Here is a 14,882-nt window from a genome sequence, read left to right on the forward strand (position 1 = left end):
CGGCTTTGCCGCGTCAGCGGGGCACGGCGGCTGCCAGACCGTTCTCGAAATGCTGCCGCATCAAGCGCTCGGCCGCGACCGGGTCGCGCGCCTCGATGGCTTCCATCAGCGCGCGGTGCTCGTCGAGCGACTCGGCGATGCGGCCCTGGCGGAACAACGAGTGGTGGCGGTTGAGCTTCATCATCTTGCGCAGGTCCTGCACCGTGTGCTGCAGCCAGCGGTTGCCTGACATCTCGAGCAGCGCGAGGTGGAACTGCTCGTTGGCGGCGAAGAACACGTCGCGCTGCCGTGTGTGCTTCTCGAGCTTGTCGTGCAGCGTGCGCAGGCGCTTGATCTGCTCGCCGCCGCCCTCGCGTGCCACCACCGCCGCGGCATCGGCCTCGAGCAGGCCGAGCAGGTGGTAGATCTGCGTCACGTCGTCGGCCGACATCTCGGTGACGTAGGCACCGCGGCGCACCTTCATCGTCACCAGGCCCTCGACTGCCAGCACCTTCAGCGCCTCGCGCAGCGGCGTGCGGCTGATGCCGTAGTCGGCCGCGATCTTCTGCTCGTCGATCCAGCTGCCGGGCTCCAGCTCGCGCGCGAAGATCTGCTGGCGCAGCCTTTCGGCGACGTCCTGGTACAGCGCGCGCGGGGTCAGTGGCGGGTTCGCGAGCATCGGGGCTTCCGTCTCGGGTATTCGTGATTCATAATTATGCATCATGTATCATGCGCGGCAAGCCGGCTACTGGACCGGTTGGTTGCAAGAGATCTCGCCGGAGCCCGTTCATGTCCAACGCCCCTGAATTCAACCGCGCCACCCTCGACCAATGGGCGAAGGCGGCGGCCAAGTCGGCGCCCGGCGGCGACGTGAGCGCGCTGAACTGGGTGACGCCCGAAGGGCTGACGGTCAAGCCCCTGTACACCGCGGCCGACACCGCGAACCTGCCGCACGCCGACACGCTGCCCGGCTTCGAGCCCTTCATCCGCGGCCCGCAGGCCACGATGTACGCGGTGCGGCCGTGGACCATCCGCCAGTACGCCGGCTTCTCGACCGCCGAGGAATCGAACGCCTTCTACCGCAAGGCGCTGGCCGCCGGGGCACAGGGCGTCAGCGTGGCCTTCGACCTCGCGACGCACCGCGGCTACGACTCGGACCACCCGCGCGTCACCGGCGACGTCGGCAAGGCCGGCGTGGCGATCGACTCGGTCGAGGACATGAAGATCCTGTTCGACGGCATCCCGCTCGACAAGGTGTCAGTGTCGATGACGATGAACGGCGCGGTGCTGCCGGTGCTGGCGGGCTACGTCGTCGCGGCCGAGGAGCAGGGCGTGCCGCAGGCGCAGCTGTCGGGGACCATCCAGAACGACATCCTCAAGGAGTTCATGGTCCGCAACACCTACATCTTCCCGCCCGAACCCTCGATGCGCATCATCGCGGACATCATCGAGTACACGGCGCAGAAGATGCCGAAGTTCAACTCGATCTCGATCTCCGGCTACCACATGCAGGAAGCCGGCGCGAACCAGGCGCTCGAGCTCGCGTTCACGCTGGCCGACGGCCAGGAGTACGTGAAGACGGCGATGGCCAAGGGCCTGGACGTCGACGAGTTCGCCGGCCGCCTGTCGTTCTTCTGGGCGATCGGCATGAACTTCTATCTGGAGATCGCCAAGATGCGCGCCGCGCGCCTCTTGTGGTGCCGGATCATGAAGGGTGTCGGCGCGAAGAACCCGAAGAGCCTGATGCTGCGCACGCACTGCCAGACCTCGGGCTGGAGCCTGACCGAGCAGGACCCGTACAACAACGTCGTGCGCACGACGATCGAGGCGATGGCCGCTGTCTTTGGCGGTACGCAGAGCCTGCACACCAACTCCTTCGACGAGGCGATCGCGCTGCCCACCGAGTTCTCCGCGCGCATCGCGCGCAACACCCAGCTGATCATCCAGGAAGAGACGCACATCACCAGCGTCGTCGATCCCTGGGCCGGCAGCTACATGATGGAGACGCTCACCCAGCAGATGGCCGACCAGGCCTGGGCCATCATCGAGGAAGTGCAGGCGATGGGCGGCATGACCCGCGCCGTCGACTCCGGCTGGGCCAAGCTGAAGATCGAGGCCAGCGCCGCCGAGAAGCAGGCCCGCATCGATTCCGGCAAGGACGTGATCGTCGGCGTCAACAAGTACCGGCTGCAGAAGGAAGATCCGGTCGACATCCTCGAGGTCGACAACGTCCGGGTACGCGAGCAGCAGATCGCGCGGCTGCAGTCGATCAAGTCGACGCGGGATGCCGATGCCGTGCGCGCCGCGCTGCGGGCACTGACCGAGGCGGCCCAGACCGGCCAGGGCAATCTGTTGGACCTGAGCATCCAGGCGATGCGCGTGCGCGCCACCGTCGGCGAGGTCAGCGACGCGCTCGAGACCGTGTTCGGCCGCCACCGCGCCGACATCCAGAAGGTCACCGGCGTCTACGCGGCGGCCTACGACTCGGCCGAAGGCTGGGAGAAGTTGAAGGCCGAGATCGCCGCCTTCGCCGACGAAGCCGGCCGCCGCCCGCGCGTGATGATCGCCAAGCTCGGCCAGGACGGCCACGATCGCGGCGCGAAGGTCGTCGCCACCGCGTTCGCCGACCTCGGCTACGACGTCGACATGGGCCCGCTGTTCCAGACGCCCGAGGAATGCGCGCGCCAGGCGATCGAGAACGACGTGCATGCCGTGGGCATCTCGACGCTCGCGGCGGGCCACAAGACGCTGGTGCCGGCGATCATCGACGAGCTGAAGAAGCAGGGCGCCGACGACATCATCGTCTTCGTCGGTGGCGTGATCCCGCAGCAGGACTACGGCTTCCTCTACGACGCCGGCGTCAAGGGCATCTACGGGCCGGGCACGCCGATCCCGGTCAGTGCGAAGGATGTGCTGGAGCAGATCAAGGCGGCAGCGGTCCGGGTGTGATACTGTAATACGGTAGTTCACCCGGGAGTCGATCATGGCCGTATCCGTGCGCATGGACCCGTTGCTGGAGCGGGAACTCGAAGCCGCAGCCCAGCGTCAGGGCATCACGAAGTCTCAGTTCATCATCCAGGCGGTCGAACGGGCCCTGGGCAAGAAAAACCCGTTCGAATTGATGCAGCGCCTGATCGCGGAAGAGGAGCGTGCGGGCTACAAGCTCAAGCAGGCCTACGAGGGCCAGGAGCTGCCGTACGACACCGTCAAGTCGCGCGCGGCGTTGACGAAGAAGTTGAAGGCGAAGCACGGTGTTGGCGGCGATCGTTGACGCCAGCGCCATCGTGGCGGCCTTCGGCGAGCGGCAGCGCGACACCGCGCACTACCAGGCCTTGTTCGCGCGCGCGGCCGAAGAGGGCTGGCCGCTCGCGACCACCTGGCCGTGCGTCGTCGAAGCCAGCCACCTGCTGATGCCGCCGCGCCGTTTCGCCATGCTGCGCTGGGTGGCCGATGGCGGCGTGTCCGTCTACCCGTTCGCGCAGGATGCGCTGGATCCGATGGTTGAGCTGATGCGCCGCTACACCGAATCGCCTCGTACCGAGATGGACCTCGCCGACGCCTCGCTCGTCTGGCTGGCGGCGGACACCGGCGTCACGCAGGTCATGACGCTCGATCGAAGAGACTTTTCGCGCTACCGCCTGCCGGACGGCCGCACCTTCGAGATCCTGTAGATGAGCCCCGACGACCAGGCGCTGCATGACGCGGTGACCGGCGAGCCCGGCCCGCGCCAGCGCCGCGCGATCGCCAAGACGATCACGCTGCTCGAGTCGACGCGCGCCGACCACCGCGCGCGTGCCGACGAGTTGCTGAACGCGCTGCTGCCGGCCTCGGGGCGCTCGTTCCGGCTCGGCATCTCGGGCGTGCCGGGCGTGGGGAAAAGCACCTTCATCGAGGCGCTGGGCCTCTACCTGATCGAGCGCGGCCACCGCGTCGCGGTGCTGGCGGTCGACCCGTCTTCCAGCGTCTCGGGCGGCTCGATCCTCGGCGACAAGACGCGCATGGAACGGCTGTCGATGCACGAGCGCGCCTACATCCGCCCCAGCCCCGCCAGCGGCACGCTCGGCGGCGTCGCGGAGAAGACGCGCGAGTCGCTGCTGGTGTGCGAGGCCGCGGGCCACGACATCGTGATCGTCGAGACCGTCGGCGTCGGCCAGAGCGAGACCGCGGTCGCCGGCATGACGGACTGCTTTGTGCTGCTTCAGCTGCCCAACGCCGGCGACGACCTGCAAGCGATCAAGAAGGGCGTGATGGAGCTGGCGGACCTCGTCGTCATCAACAAGGCCGACCTGGACGAGGCGGCCGCGACGCGCGCCCGCGCGCAGATCACGTCGGCGCTGCGGCTGATCGGCCAGCACGGCAACCCGGAGCACGAGCACCACGATGCCCGCCTGTGGCAACCGCAGGTGCTGCAGCTGAGCGCGCTAAAGGCCAGCGGCCTCGATGACTTCTGGTCCGCGGTGTCGCGCTTTCGCGAGCTGCAGACCGCCAACGGCCGCCTTGCCGCGCGCCGCCATGCGCAGGACCATGCGTGGATGTGGGAACGCATCGACGCGGGGCTCAAGGACCGCTTCCGCCACCACCCCGACGTGCGCGCGGCGCTGCCGGCGCTGGCGGCCGAAGTACGCGGCGGCACCGTGGCCGCCTCGGTGGCCGCGCGGCGGCTGCTCGACCTGTTCCATTGATTTGTCGAAGAAGGACCATTTCATGCACGACATCCAGCAGATGCTCGAGGACAAGCGCGCGAAGGCGCGCCAGGGCGGCGGGGAGAAGCGCATCGCCGCGCAGCACAAGAAGGGCAAGCTGACCGCGCGCGAACGGCTGGAGCTGCTGCTCGACGAGGGCAGCTTCGAGGAATGGGACATGTTCGTCGAGCACCGCTGCGCCGACTTCGGCATGGCCGAGCAGAAGGTTCCGGGCGACGGTGTCGTCACCGGCTACGGCATGATCAACGGCCGCCTCGTCTTCGTCTTCAGCCAGGACTTCACCGTCTTCGGCGGCGCGCTGTCGGAAGCGCACGCCGAGAAGATCTGCAAGATCATGGACCAGGCGATGAAGGTCGGCGCGCCGGTGATCGGCCTCAACGATTCCGGCGGCGCGCGCATCCAGGAAGGTGTCGCGTCACTCGGCGGTTATGCCGAGGTGTTCCAGCGCAACGTGATGGCCTCCGGCGTGATCCCGCAGATCAGCCTGATCATGGGCCCCTGCGCGGGCGGCGCGGTGTATTCCCCCGCGATGACCGACTTCATCTTCATGGTGAAGGACAGCTCGTACATGTTCGTCACCGGCCCCGAGGTGGTGAAGACCGTGACGCACGAGGAAGTCACCGCCGAGGAGCTCGGCGGCGCCAGCGCGCACACCACCAAGAGCGGCGTCGCCGACCTGGCGTTCGAGAACGACGTCGAGGCGATCCTGATGCTGCGGCGCTTCTACAACTACCTGCCGCTGAACAACCGCGAGAAGCCGCCGGTGCGCAAGAGCGGCGACCCGGCCGACCGCCGCGACGATTCGCTCGATACGCTGGTGCCGGACAACCCGAACAAGCCCTACGACATCAAGGAACTGATCCACAAGGTCGTCGACGACGGCGACTTCTTCGAGATCCAGCCCGACCATGCGAAGAACATCGTCGTCGGCATGGCGCGCATGGACGGGCAGGCGGTGGGCATCGTCGCCAACAACCCGCTGGTGCTGGCCGGCTGCCTGGACATCAAGTCCAGCATCAAGGCGGCGCGTTTCGTGCGCTTCTGCGATGCCTTCAACATCCCGGTGGTCACCTTCGTCGACGTGCCCGGCTTCATGCCCGGCACCGCGCAGGAGTACGGCGGCATCATCAAGCACGGCGCGAAGCTGCTCTACGCCTATGCCGAATGCACCGTGCCGAAGGTGACGGTGATCACCCGCAAGGCCTACGGCGGCGCCTATGACGTGATGAGCTCCAAGCACCTGCGCGGCGACGTCAACTTCGCCTGGCCGAATGCCGAGATCGCGGTGATGGGCGCCAAGGGCGCGGTGGAGATCATCTTCCGCGAGGACAAGGGCGATCCGGCCAAGCTGGCCGCCAAGGAGGCCGAGTACAAGGCCCGCTTCGCGAACCCCTTCGTCGCCGGCGCGCGCGGCTTCATCGACGACGTGATCCAGCCGCACGAGACCCGCAAGCGCATCTGCCGCTCGCTGGCGATGCTGAAGGACAAGAAGCTCGACAACCCGTGGCGCAAGCACGGAAATATCCCGCTGTAAGAGGACGCCGCGCCATGTTCACGAAGATTCTGATTGCCAACCGGGGCGAGATCGCCTGCCGCGTCATCCAGACCGCCCGCAAGATGGGCATCGCCACCGTCGCGGTGCATTCCGAGGCCGACAAGGACGCGCGCCACGTCGAGCTGGCCGACGAAGCCGTGCTGCTGGGGCCGGCGCCCTCGCGCGAGTCCTACCTCGTCGCCGACAAGATCATCGCCGCCGCGAAATCCACCGGTGCGCAGGCCATCCATCCCGGCTACGGCTTCCTGTCCGAGAACGAGGACTTCGCCAGGCGCGTCGAGGAGGAGGGCCTGGTCTTCATCGGTCCGAAGCACTACTCGATCGCCGCGATGGGCGACAAGATCGCGTCAAAGAAGCTGGCCAACGAGGCCAAGGTCAACACCATTCCCGGCTGGAACGACGCGATCGAGTCGCCCGAGCGGGCGGTGGAGATCGCGCGCGACATCGGCTATCCGGTGATGATCAAGGCCAGTGCCGGGGGCGGGGGCAAGGGCCTGCGCGTCGCCTTCAACGACAAGGAAGCGCTGGACGGCTTCACCTCCTGCCGCAACGAGGCCAAGGCGAGCTTCGGCGACGACCGCATCTTCATCGAGAAGTTCGTCGAGCAGCCGCGGCACATCGAGATCCAGGTGCTGGGCGACGCGCACGGCAATTGCGTCTACCTGTGGGAGCGCGAGTGCTCGATCCAGCGCCGCCACCAGAAGGTGATCGAGGAGGCGCCGTCGCCCTTCATCAGCGACGCCACGCGCCGCGCGATGGGCGAGCAGGCGGTGGCGCTGGCGAAGGCCGTGAGGTACCAGAGCGCGGGCACAGTCGAGTTCGTCGTCGGCAAGGACCAGTCGTTCTACTTCCTCGAGATGAATACGCGGCTGCAGGTCGAGCACCCGGTCACCGAGTGCATCACCGGGCTGGACCTCGTCGAGCAGATGATCCGCGTCGCGGCCGGCGAGAAGCTGGCGTTCGCGCAAGCCGACATCCCGCGCCGCGGCTGGGCGATCGAGTGCCGCATCAACGCCGAGGACCCGTTCCGCAACTTCCTGCCGTCGACCGGGCGCCTGGTGCGCTACCAGCCGCCGGCTGCGGACCTGGTGCAGGGCGTCACCACGCTGCAGGGCGCGGCTTATGAAGGCGATCGCTTCGGCGGCGTTCGCGTGGACACCGGCGTCTACGAAGGCGGCGAGATCCCGATGTTCTACGACTCGATGATCGCCAAGCTGATCGTGCACGGGCGCGACCGCGCCGACGCGATCGCCAAGATGCGCGAGGCCTTGAACGGCTTCGTGATCCGCGGCATCTCGAGCAACATCCCGTTCCAGGCCGCGCTGCTGGCGCACCCGAAGTTCGCGACCGGCGACTTCAACACCGGCTTCATCGCCGAACACTACCCGAAGGGCTTCCGCGCCGAGGACGTGCCGCACGACGATCCGGACTTCCTGGTCGCGCTGGCGGCCGCTGCGAACCGGCGTTACCTGGAACGGGCCGCCGGCATCACCGGCCAGTTGCCGGGGCATGGCGTGCAGATCGGCGAGCAGTTCGTCGTCGTCATCCGGGGCCAGGGCGGGCAGTTCGAGCACCGGCCGGTGCGCGTGCAGCAGAACGGCGAGCTGGTCGTCACCGTCGGCGAACGGCGCTACGCGCTGGCCAAGGACTGGCGCTTCCGCGCGATCCGCGCCAGCGGCCGCTGCAACGGCGAAGCCTTCGTCGCGCAGATCGAGCGCCACGGGCTGTGGTTGCGCGTTGCGCACAACGGCCGCCAGATCGACGCGCAGGTGCTGGCCCCGCGTGCGGCCGAACTGCTGCGCGTGATGCCGTTCAAGGCGCCGGCGGACATGAGCAAGTTCCTGCTGTCGCCGATGCCGGGCCTGCTGGTGAACATCGCCGTGCAGCCCGGCCAGCCGGTGCAGGCGGGTGAACGGCTGGCGGTCATCGAAGCGATGAAAATGGAGAACATCCTCACCGCATCGCAGGACGGCACCGTGAGCGAGGTGCTGGCCAAGCAGGGCGAGAGCCTGGCGGTCGACCAGCCCATCCTGCGCTTCGCCTGACGTGAGCACTCTTCCTGGAGCAGTTTCTTGAGCACTTCTTCCGTCGTCGAATCCCAGCCGATCCAGATCCAGCGCAAGCCGACGCCCGTCGCGCCGATTCCGGCCACCGCCGCCTGGACGCCCGAGCGCATCGAGGCGCTGCTGGCGCTGCCCTTCATGGAACTGGTGTACCGGGCGCAGACCGTGCACCGCGAGCACTTCCCGCAGCGCGACGTCGAGCTGGCGTCGCTGCTGTCGGTGAAGACCGGCGGCTGCCCGGAGGACTGCGGCTATTGCCCGCAGTCGGTGCACTACGACACCGGCGTCGAGGCGACGAAGATGATGGAGCCCGATGCGGTGCTCGAGGCGGCACGCGCGGCGCAGGCCGCCGGCGCCTCGCGCTTCTGCATGGGTGCGGCCTGGCGCAGCCCGAACGACCGCGACATCGAGAAGGTGGCGGTGCTGGTGCGCGAAGTACGCGGCCTGGGCCTCGAGACCTGCGCGACGCTGGGCATGCTGAAGCCCGCGCAGGCGGCGACCCTGAAGGACGCCGGCCTCGACTTCTACAACCACAACCTCGACTCGTCGCCGGACTTCTACGACCAGGTGATCCACACGCGCGACTACCAGGACCGCCTGGACACGCTGCAGCACGTGCGCGAGGCCGGCATCAAGGTCTGCTGCGGCGGCATCCTCGGCATGGGCGAGACGCGGGCGCAGCGCGCCGGGCTGATCGCGCAGCTGGCGAACCTCGATCCGGCGCCGGAATCGGTGCCCATCAACAACCTCGTGCGCGTCGGCGGCACGCCGCTCGAGAACCAGGAGCCGGTGGACCCCTTCGAGGTCGTGCGCGTGATCGCCGCGGCGCGCATCACGATGCCGCGCGCCCGCGTGCGCCTGTCGGCCGGCCGCCGCGAGCTCGGTGACGGCATCCAGGCGCTGTGCTTCCTGGCCGGCGCGAACTCGATCTTCTACGGCGACAAGCTGCTGGTCACCGGCAATCCCGAGGTCGCCGACGACCGCGCGCTGCTGCAGCGGCTGGACTTGGCCGTCAGCTCGGAGCTGTGACGATGGACAAGCCCTTCCGCATCCTCGGCATCCAGCAGATCGCCATCGGCGGGCCCGACAAGCAGCGGCTGAAGTCGCTGTGGGTGGACATGTTCGGGCTGTCGGTCAAGAGCACCTTCGTCAGCGAGCGCGAGAACGTCGACGAGGACATCTGCGCGCTCGGCGAAGGCGTGCATGCGGTCGAGGTCGACCTGATGCAGCCGCTCGATCCCGACAAGAAGCCGGCGGTCCACACGACGCCGCTGAACCACGTCGGCCTGTGGGTCGATGACCTGCGCGCGGCGGTCGACTGGATGACCGCCCACGGCGTGCGCTTCGCGCCCGGCGGCATCCGCCCCGGCGCCGCGGGCCACGACATCTGCTTCATCCACCCGAAGGCGAACGACGAGTTCCCGATCGGCGGCGAGGGTGTGCTGATCGAGTTGGTGCAGGCGCCGGCGGACGTGATCGCGGCGCTGCGCTGAATCCGCTTACTGGGTAAGCGGCGTAGACTCGGGCCTCGCGACACTCGCACGGAGGGCCGTCATGGCCAGCGCCACGTTGACAGAGAAGGGCCAGATCGTCATCCCGGCACGCATCCGGGAGCGCTTCGGTCTGACGCCCGGTACACAGGTCGAATTCGTCGACGAAGGTGGCGTGCTGCGGCTGATCGTGCGGCGTCGCATCGCCCCCTCGGAACCGGCCGCCGGATTCGGGATGATCAAGGTCACGCGCAAGGCAGGCGTGCAGCGCCGCCTGTCGGAATTTGATCCCGCCAGCCTCGTGATCAAGGGCACCGGACGGCGCAAGTGATCGCGGTCGACACCAACATCCTCGCGCGCTTCTACTGCGACGATCCCTCGGATCCGGAGGCCAAGCGTCAACGGCCGGCCGCCTACAAGGTGATGGTGGGGCCGGCGCCGGTGTTCGTGCCGCTGACGGTCGTCCTCGAGTTCGAGTGGGTCATGCGCGGCTTCTATGAGGCCGAGCCCGCAGCCTTCTGCGATGCCCTCGCTCACCTGCTGGGCATGCCGCACGTGACCGTCGATCGCTGGCAAGCCGCGAAGGATGCGGCCGAACTTCACCGCGAAGGCTTCGACTTTGCCGATGCCTTGCATTGGGCGCTCAGCGCCGGTTGCGAGCGATTGATCAGCTTCGACGATCGACGATTCGTTCGCAGAGCGAAGCGCCGCGGGCTGACACCCGCGGTGGAACTTCCCGCGCCTTGAACTAGGCCTGCCGGTCCGGCAGCTTGATGCGCCGCGTCGTCTGGTACCAGGCCTGGTTCATCTTGTTCAGGAAGTCGGGCGTCAGCGCATAACCGGCGCGGTCGCCGATCAGCGCTTCGCTGCCGCAGCGTGGGCACAGCGCGGTCTCGCCGCCGGCCGTCTCGGGGTTGTCGAGCTGGTCGATGTCGAGGCCGGTCCAGGCGACGATCTCCGTCGTCTTGAAGATGCCGATGCAGCAGCAGCAGCCGCAGAGCTTGCTGCCCTCCAGCTCTTCGCGGTTCTTCGACGTGTGGCGATGCGCTTCGAGAAGAGGGTTCATGTCGAGCGTCCCAGCGGCGGCGTTGGTGAAAGGCCGATGGACTCTTGCCATCGGTGGCGCGCACAGCTTAGTGCGCGCGCCAGGCAACGTCATTCACACTTTTGCACTGGGCCGCCGCGGTCGGCCCCCCTGAACAGGTGGTTCAGCCGGTGTTGCGCAGGCCCGCCGCGATGCCGTTGATCGAGATGTGGATGCCGCGCTGCACCCGCTCCATCGACGGATCGTTGTCCTTGCGCTGCCGGTAGCGGCGCATCAGCTCGACCTGCAGGTGGTTCAGCGGGTCGAGGTAGGGGAAGCGGTGCTCGATCGAGCGCGCCAGCGCCGGGTTGCTCTGCAGCCGTTGGGCATCGCCGGTGATCAATGACAGCGCCTCCTGCGTGCGCTCCCACTCGGCCTTCACCGCGGTGAAGATGCGCTTGGCGATGCGCGGATCCTCGACCAGCTCGACATAGCGTGCGGCGATGCGCAGGTCGCTCTTGGCCAGCACCATGTCCAGGTTGGACAGCAGCGTGCGGAAGAACGGCCATTGTTTGTACATGCGCTGCAGCAGCTCCAGCCGCGCCTTGCGCTGCCTGGCATCGCCCAGGAAGCTTTCGATCGCCGAGCCGAAGCCGCACCAGCCCGGCAGCGCGACGCGGCACTGGCCCCACGAGAAGCCCCAGGGGATCGCGCGCAGGTCCTCGATCGCGCGTGTCGCCTTGCGCGAGGCCGGGCGCGAGCCGATGTTCAGCTCGGCGATCTCGCGGATCGGCGTCGCGGCGAAGAAGTAGTCGGTGAAGCCCGGGGTCTCGTAGACCAGCTTGCGGTAGGCCGCGAAGCTGGCGTCGCTGATCTGCGCGGCGGCGTCGAGGAAGGCCTTGGGCGCGCCGGCGCGTGAAGACGAGGCGGGCGAGGCGCCGCCGCCGCGGTGCAGCAGCGTCGCTTCCAGCGTCGCGGCGACCAGCGTCTCGAGGTTGCGCCGGCCGATCTCCGGGTGCGCGTACTTCGAGCCGATCACCTCGCCTTGTTCGGTCAGCCGGATCTGGCCCTTCACCGTGCCGGGCGGCTGCGCCAGGATGGCCTGGTAGCTCGGGCCGCCGCCGCGGCCGACCGTGCCGCCTCGGCCGTGGAACAGCCGCAGCGTGATGCCGTGCTCGGCCTCCAGCGGATCGAACAGCGACACCAGCGCGATCTCCGCGCGGTACAGCTCCCAGTTGCTGGTGAAGAAGCCGCCGTCCTTGTTGCTGTCGCTGTAGCCCAGCATGATGTCCTGCTCGCCGCCGGAACGTTTCACCAGCTCGGTGATGCCGGGCAGCGCATAGAACCCGCGCATGACGGCCGAGGCCTGGCGCAGGTCGCCGATGGTCTCGAACAGCGGCACGACGATCAGCGCGTTGGTCGCGCCGTCGTCCAGCGTGCCGGTGAGCAGGCCGCACTCCTTCTGCAGCAGCAGCACTTCCAGCAGGTCGCTGACCGTCTCGGTGTGCGAGATGATGTAGTGGCGCAGCGCCTCGCGGCCGAAGCGATCGAGCATGTCGACCGCCGTTTCAAAGATCGCCAGCTCGCTGACGGCCAGCTCCGAGTACGTGCCGCCGCGCACGCGCAGCGGCCGTGCATCGTTGAGCAGTTGCATCAGCAGCGCCTGGCGCGCGGCCTCGTCGAGCGCCGCGTAGTCGGGCTCGATGCGCGCCTGCTGCAGCAGCTCGGCGATCACGGCCTCGTGCTTGTCCGAGCTCTGGCGCAGGTCCACGGTGGCCAGGTGGAAGCCGAAGACCTGCACCGCGCGTTGCAGCGGCGCGAGGCGCGGGCCGATCAGCGCCTGCGCGTGGTGCGAGCGCAGCGACGCCTCGATGACCTGCAGGTCGGCCAGGAACTCGGCCGGCGTGCGGTAGGGGGCCTGCGGCGCGACCGCGTGGCGCAGCGCCTCGGTGCCGGTCAGCGCATGCAGCGTCGCGGCCAGGCGCGAGTACATGCCGATCAGCGCGCGGCGGTACGGCTCGTCCATGCGGTGCGCGTTGCGGTCGCCAGAGCGTTCGGCCAGTGCGTGCATCTCGGGCGTCACGCCGGCCAGCATGTTGCTGATCGACAGCTCGGCGCCGAGCTCGTGCACCTCGGTCAGGTAGAAGCGCAGCGCCACCTCGGCCTGCCGCGCCAGCGCCTGGCGCAGCGTGTCGGCGGTGACGTTCGGGTTGCCGTCGCGGTCGCCGCCGATCCAGTGGCCCATGCGCAGGAAGCTCGGCACCGGGTGGCCGGCGAGCTGCTGCTCCAATTCGCGGTACAGCCGCGGGATCTGGCGCAGGAAGGTGCTGGGGTAGTAGCTCAGCGCGTTCTCGATCTCGTCGGCGACGGTCAGCTTGGTGTAGCGCAGCATGCGCGTCTGCCACAGCTGCGTCACGCGGGCGCGGATCGCGTCTTCGTTGTCGCGCAGCTCGCGCTCGGTGTGCAGCTCGTCGCGCTGGCCCACCAGCTCGGCGATCGCGCGCTCGGCGTCGAGGATGCTCCTGCGCTGCACCTCGGTCGGGTGCGCGGTCAGCACCGGCGAGATGTAGGCGTGCTGCAGCGTCTGCGCGACGTCGGCCGCACGAATGTCGGCCTTGTGCAGGCGCTCGAAGGTCAGCGCCAGCGAGCCTTCCTGCAGGTGGCCCTGGCGCTCGTGGTGCAGCCGGCGGCGCACGTGGTGGCGGTCCTCGGCGATGTTGGCCAGGTGCGAGAAGTAGCTGAAGGCGCGGATCACGCTGACCGTCTGGTCGCCGGACAGGTTCTTCAGCAGGCGGTCGAGCACGCGGCCGGCCGAGGCGTCCTTCTTCAGCCGGTAGCCCACCGACAGCTGGCGCACGCGCTCGATCAGCTCGAAGGCCTCCTTGCCTTCCTGCTCGCGGATCACGTCGCCCAGGATGCGGCCGAGTAACCGGATATCGTCGACCAGCGGCTTGTTCTTCGCGGCGGCGTCCTGCGCGTCGAGTGTCGGCGCACTGGAACGGGGCACGGTCGAACGGCGTGCGGGGCGAGCAGGACGAGGCATCGGAAAGCTCCTGGCGGTGTAACCGGATTACCAAACGGCAACGGTGCCGATGGTATCAGCGGGCTTGCCGACCCGCGGCCGATAATTCGCCGCATGTCGCATCCCATCCGCATCGCCACCCGCGAAAGCCGCCTCGCGCTGTGGCAGGCCGAGCATGTGCGCGCGCTGCTCGCCGATCGTTTCGGCCTCGCCGTCGAGCTGCTCGGCATGACCACCCGCGGCGACCAGATCCTCGACCGCACGCTGTCCAAGGTCGGTGGCAAGGGCCTGTTCGTCAAGGAGCTCGAGGTGGCGCTCGAGGAAGGCCGCGCCCAGATCGCGGTGCACTCGCTGAAAGACGTGCCGATGGAGTTGCCGCCCGGCTTCGTGCTGGCGGCGATCCTGGAGCGCGAGGACCCGCGCGACGCCTTCGTCTCGAACCGCTTCGACGAGCTCGCGGCGCTGCCGCCGGGCGCGGTGGTCGGCACCTCGAGCCTGCGCCGCGTGGTGCAGCTGATGAACCTGCGGCCCGATTTGCGCATCGAGCCGCTGCGCGGCAACCTCGATACGCGGCTGCGCAAGCTCGACGAGGGCGGCTACGACGCCATCGTGCTGGCCGCCGCCGGGCTGATGCGCCTGGGGCTTGGCGACCGCATCCGCGCGCGCTTCGAGCCCGAGCAGATGATTCCCGCGGCCGGCCAGGGCGCACTGGGCATCGAGATGCCGGCGACCGCGCCGACCGAGTTGATCGCCCAGGTCTCCGGCCTGATCCACCGCCCGACCTGGCTGGCCGCGCATGCCGAACGCGCCGTGTCGCGCGCGCTCGGCGGCAGCTGCAGCATGCCGCTGGCCGCCCACGCGATGTGCGAGGGCGACCAGCTGGTGCTGACCGCGGCGCTCGGCCATCCCGAGCATCCGGAACGGCCGCTGCTGCGAACGCGGGTCGAAGGCCTGGTGGCGGATGCCGGCCAGGCGACGCTGCTCGGCGAGACCGCCGCCGCGCAGCTGCGCGACGCCGGGGCGGCCGACTACCTCGCAGCCTGATC

14 protein-coding genes are annotated in these 14,882 nt (G+C 68.6%); 11 read left to right on the top strand and 3 right to left on the bottom strand.

Annotated elements, in window-relative coordinates:
- Positions 1-13: 13 nt before the first annotated feature.
- Entirely contained in the window at positions 14-658 is a 645-nt protein-coding gene (locus P1K89_RS03220) for a GntR family transcriptional regulator (RefSeq protein ID WP_284614918.1), read from the bottom strand.
- Positions 659-768: 110 nt separating this feature from the next.
- On the opposite strand from P1K89_RS03220, the gene scpA reads away from it, so the two are divergent.
- The 10 genes from scpA to P1K89_RS03270 all read left to right on the top strand — a co-directional run bounded on the left by scpA (position 769) and on the right by P1K89_RS03270 (position 10,537).
- Positions 769-2,928 carry a methylmalonyl-CoA mutase gene (scpA, locus tag P1K89_RS03225; RefSeq protein WP_284614919.1) on the top strand — a complete coding sequence of 720 codons (2,160 nt, stop codon included), beginning with the start codon at positions 769-771 and terminating at the stop codon, positions 2,926-2,928.
- 34 nt (positions 2,929-2,962) lie between these two features.
- The gene (locus P1K89_RS03230) at positions 2,963-3,250 is read left to right on the top strand and encodes a toxin-antitoxin system HicB family antitoxin (RefSeq protein ID WP_284614920.1); all 288 of its coding nucleotides are present in this window, start codon (positions 2,963-2,965) and stop codon (positions 3,248-3,250) included.
- A 13-nt stretch (positions 3,251-3,263) separates the two neighbouring features.
- Positions 3,264-3,650: a PIN domain-containing protein gene (locus P1K89_RS03235; RefSeq protein ID WP_284614921.1), complete on the top strand. Its 387-nt coding sequence runs from the start codon at positions 3,264-3,266 to the stop codon at positions 3,648-3,650.
- Positions 3,651-4,661, top strand: a complete 1,011-nt coding sequence (gene meaB, locus P1K89_RS03240; RefSeq protein ID WP_284614922.1) for a methylmalonyl Co-A mutase-associated GTPase MeaB — start codon at positions 3,651-3,653, stop codon at positions 4,659-4,661.
- A gap of 22 nt (positions 4,662-4,683) precedes the next feature.
- Positions 4,684-6,216: an acyl-CoA carboxylase subunit beta gene (locus P1K89_RS03245; protein ID WP_284614923.1), complete on the top strand. Its 1,533-nt coding sequence runs from the start codon at positions 4,684-4,686 to the stop codon at positions 6,214-6,216.
- 14 nt (positions 6,217-6,230) lie between these two features.
- On the top strand, positions 6,231-8,282 hold the full coding sequence (locus tag P1K89_RS03250) for an acetyl-CoA carboxylase biotin carboxylase subunit (RefSeq protein ID WP_284614924.1): 2,052 nt from the start codon (positions 6,231-6,233) through the stop codon (positions 8,280-8,282).
- Positions 8,283-8,348: 66 nt separating this feature from the next.
- Positions 8,349-9,329 carry a biotin synthase BioB gene (gene bioB, locus P1K89_RS03255; RefSeq protein ID WP_439897965.1) on the top strand — a complete coding sequence of 327 codons (981 nt, stop codon included), beginning with the start codon at positions 8,349-8,351 and terminating at the stop codon, positions 9,327-9,329.
- Positions 9,330-9,331: 2 nt separating this feature from the next.
- Positions 9,332-9,793: a VOC family protein gene (locus P1K89_RS03260; protein WP_284614925.1), complete on the top strand. Its 462-nt coding sequence runs from the start codon at positions 9,332-9,334 to the stop codon at positions 9,791-9,793.
- A 61-nt stretch (positions 9,794-9,854) separates the two neighbouring features.
- Positions 9,855-10,121 (top strand): AbrB/MazE/SpoVT family DNA-binding domain-containing protein, encoded by a 267-nt coding sequence (locus tag P1K89_RS03265; RefSeq protein ID WP_284614926.1) that lies wholly within the window; start codon positions 9,855-9,857, stop codon positions 10,119-10,121.
- Positions 10,118-10,537 (top strand): type II toxin-antitoxin system VapC family toxin, encoded by a 420-nt coding sequence (locus tag P1K89_RS03270; RefSeq protein WP_284614927.1) that lies wholly within the window; start codon positions 10,118-10,120, stop codon positions 10,535-10,537. Before P1K89_RS03265 ends, P1K89_RS03270 begins: the two co-directional genes overlap by 4 nt.
- A 1-nt stretch (position 10,538) precedes the next feature.
- Here P1K89_RS03270 and P1K89_RS03275 read toward each other — a convergent pair whose 3' ends face one another.
- Positions 10,539-10,856 carry a hypothetical protein gene (locus P1K89_RS03275; RefSeq protein WP_284614928.1) on the bottom strand — a complete coding sequence of 106 codons (318 nt, stop codon included), beginning with the start codon at positions 10,854-10,856 and terminating at the stop codon, positions 10,539-10,541.
- Positions 10,857-10,998: 142 nt separating this feature from the next.
- A complete protein-coding gene (gene ppc, locus P1K89_RS03280) occupies positions 10,999-13,857 on the bottom strand; it encodes a phosphoenolpyruvate carboxylase (RefSeq protein ID WP_284614929.1) in 2,859 nt (952 codons plus the stop codon).
- 93 nt (positions 13,858-13,950) lie between these two features.
- Here ppc and hemC point away from each other — a divergent pair, with 93 nt between their 5' ends.
- Positions 13,951-14,880: a hydroxymethylbilane synthase gene (gene hemC / locus P1K89_RS03285; RefSeq protein ID WP_284614930.1), complete on the top strand. Its 930-nt coding sequence runs from the start codon at positions 13,951-13,953 to the stop codon at positions 14,878-14,880.
- The last annotated feature ends 2 nt before the right edge of the window (positions 14,881-14,882 follow it).

The sequence above is a fragment of the Aquabacterium humicola genome (assembly GCF_030167915.1).
Taxonomy (GTDB): domain Bacteria; phylum Pseudomonadota; class Gammaproteobacteria; order Burkholderiales; family Burkholderiaceae_C; genus Pseudaquabacterium; species Pseudaquabacterium humicola.

What these genes read in the sequence shown, in the direction of transcription:
- meaB (WP_284614922.1), top strand. Translation starts at nt 3,651, where the DNA reads ATGAGCCCCGACGACCAGGCGCTGCATGACGCGGTGACCGGCGAGCCC.
- P1K89_RS03250 (WP_284614924.1), top strand. Translation starts at nt 6,231, where the DNA reads ATGTTCACGAAGATTCTGATTGCCAACCGGGGCGAGATCGCCTGCCGC.
- P1K89_RS03230 (WP_284614920.1), top strand. Translation starts at nt 2,963, where the DNA reads ATGGCCGTATCCGTGCGCATGGACCCGTTGCTGGAGCGGGAACTCGAA.
- P1K89_RS03245 (WP_284614923.1), top strand. Translation starts at nt 4,684, where the DNA reads ATGCACGACATCCAGCAGATGCTCGAGGACAAGCGCGCGAAGGCGCGC.
- P1K89_RS03220 (WP_284614918.1), bottom strand. Translation starts at nt 658, where the DNA reads ATGCTCGCGAACCCGCCACTGACCCCGCGCGCGCTGTACCAGGACGTC.
- scpA (WP_284614919.1), top strand. Translation starts at nt 769, where the DNA reads ATGTCCAACGCCCCTGAATTCAACCGCGCCACCCTCGACCAATGGGCG.
- ppc (WP_284614929.1), bottom strand. Translation starts at nt 13,857, where the DNA reads ATGCCTCGTCCTGCTCGCCCCGCACGCCGTTCGACCGTGCCCCGTTCC.
- hemC (WP_284614930.1), top strand. Translation starts at nt 13,951, where the DNA reads ATGTCGCATCCCATCCGCATCGCCACCCGCGAAAGCCGCCTCGCGCTG.
- P1K89_RS03260 (WP_284614925.1), top strand. Translation starts at nt 9,332, where the DNA reads ATGGACAAGCCCTTCCGCATCCTCGGCATCCAGCAGATCGCCATCGGC.
- P1K89_RS03275 (WP_284614928.1), bottom strand. Translation starts at nt 10,856, where the DNA reads ATGAACCCTCTTCTCGAAGCGCATCGCCACACGTCGAAGAACCGCGAA.
- P1K89_RS03265 (WP_284614926.1), top strand. Translation starts at nt 9,855, where the DNA reads ATGGCCAGCGCCACGTTGACAGAGAAGGGCCAGATCGTCATCCCGGCA.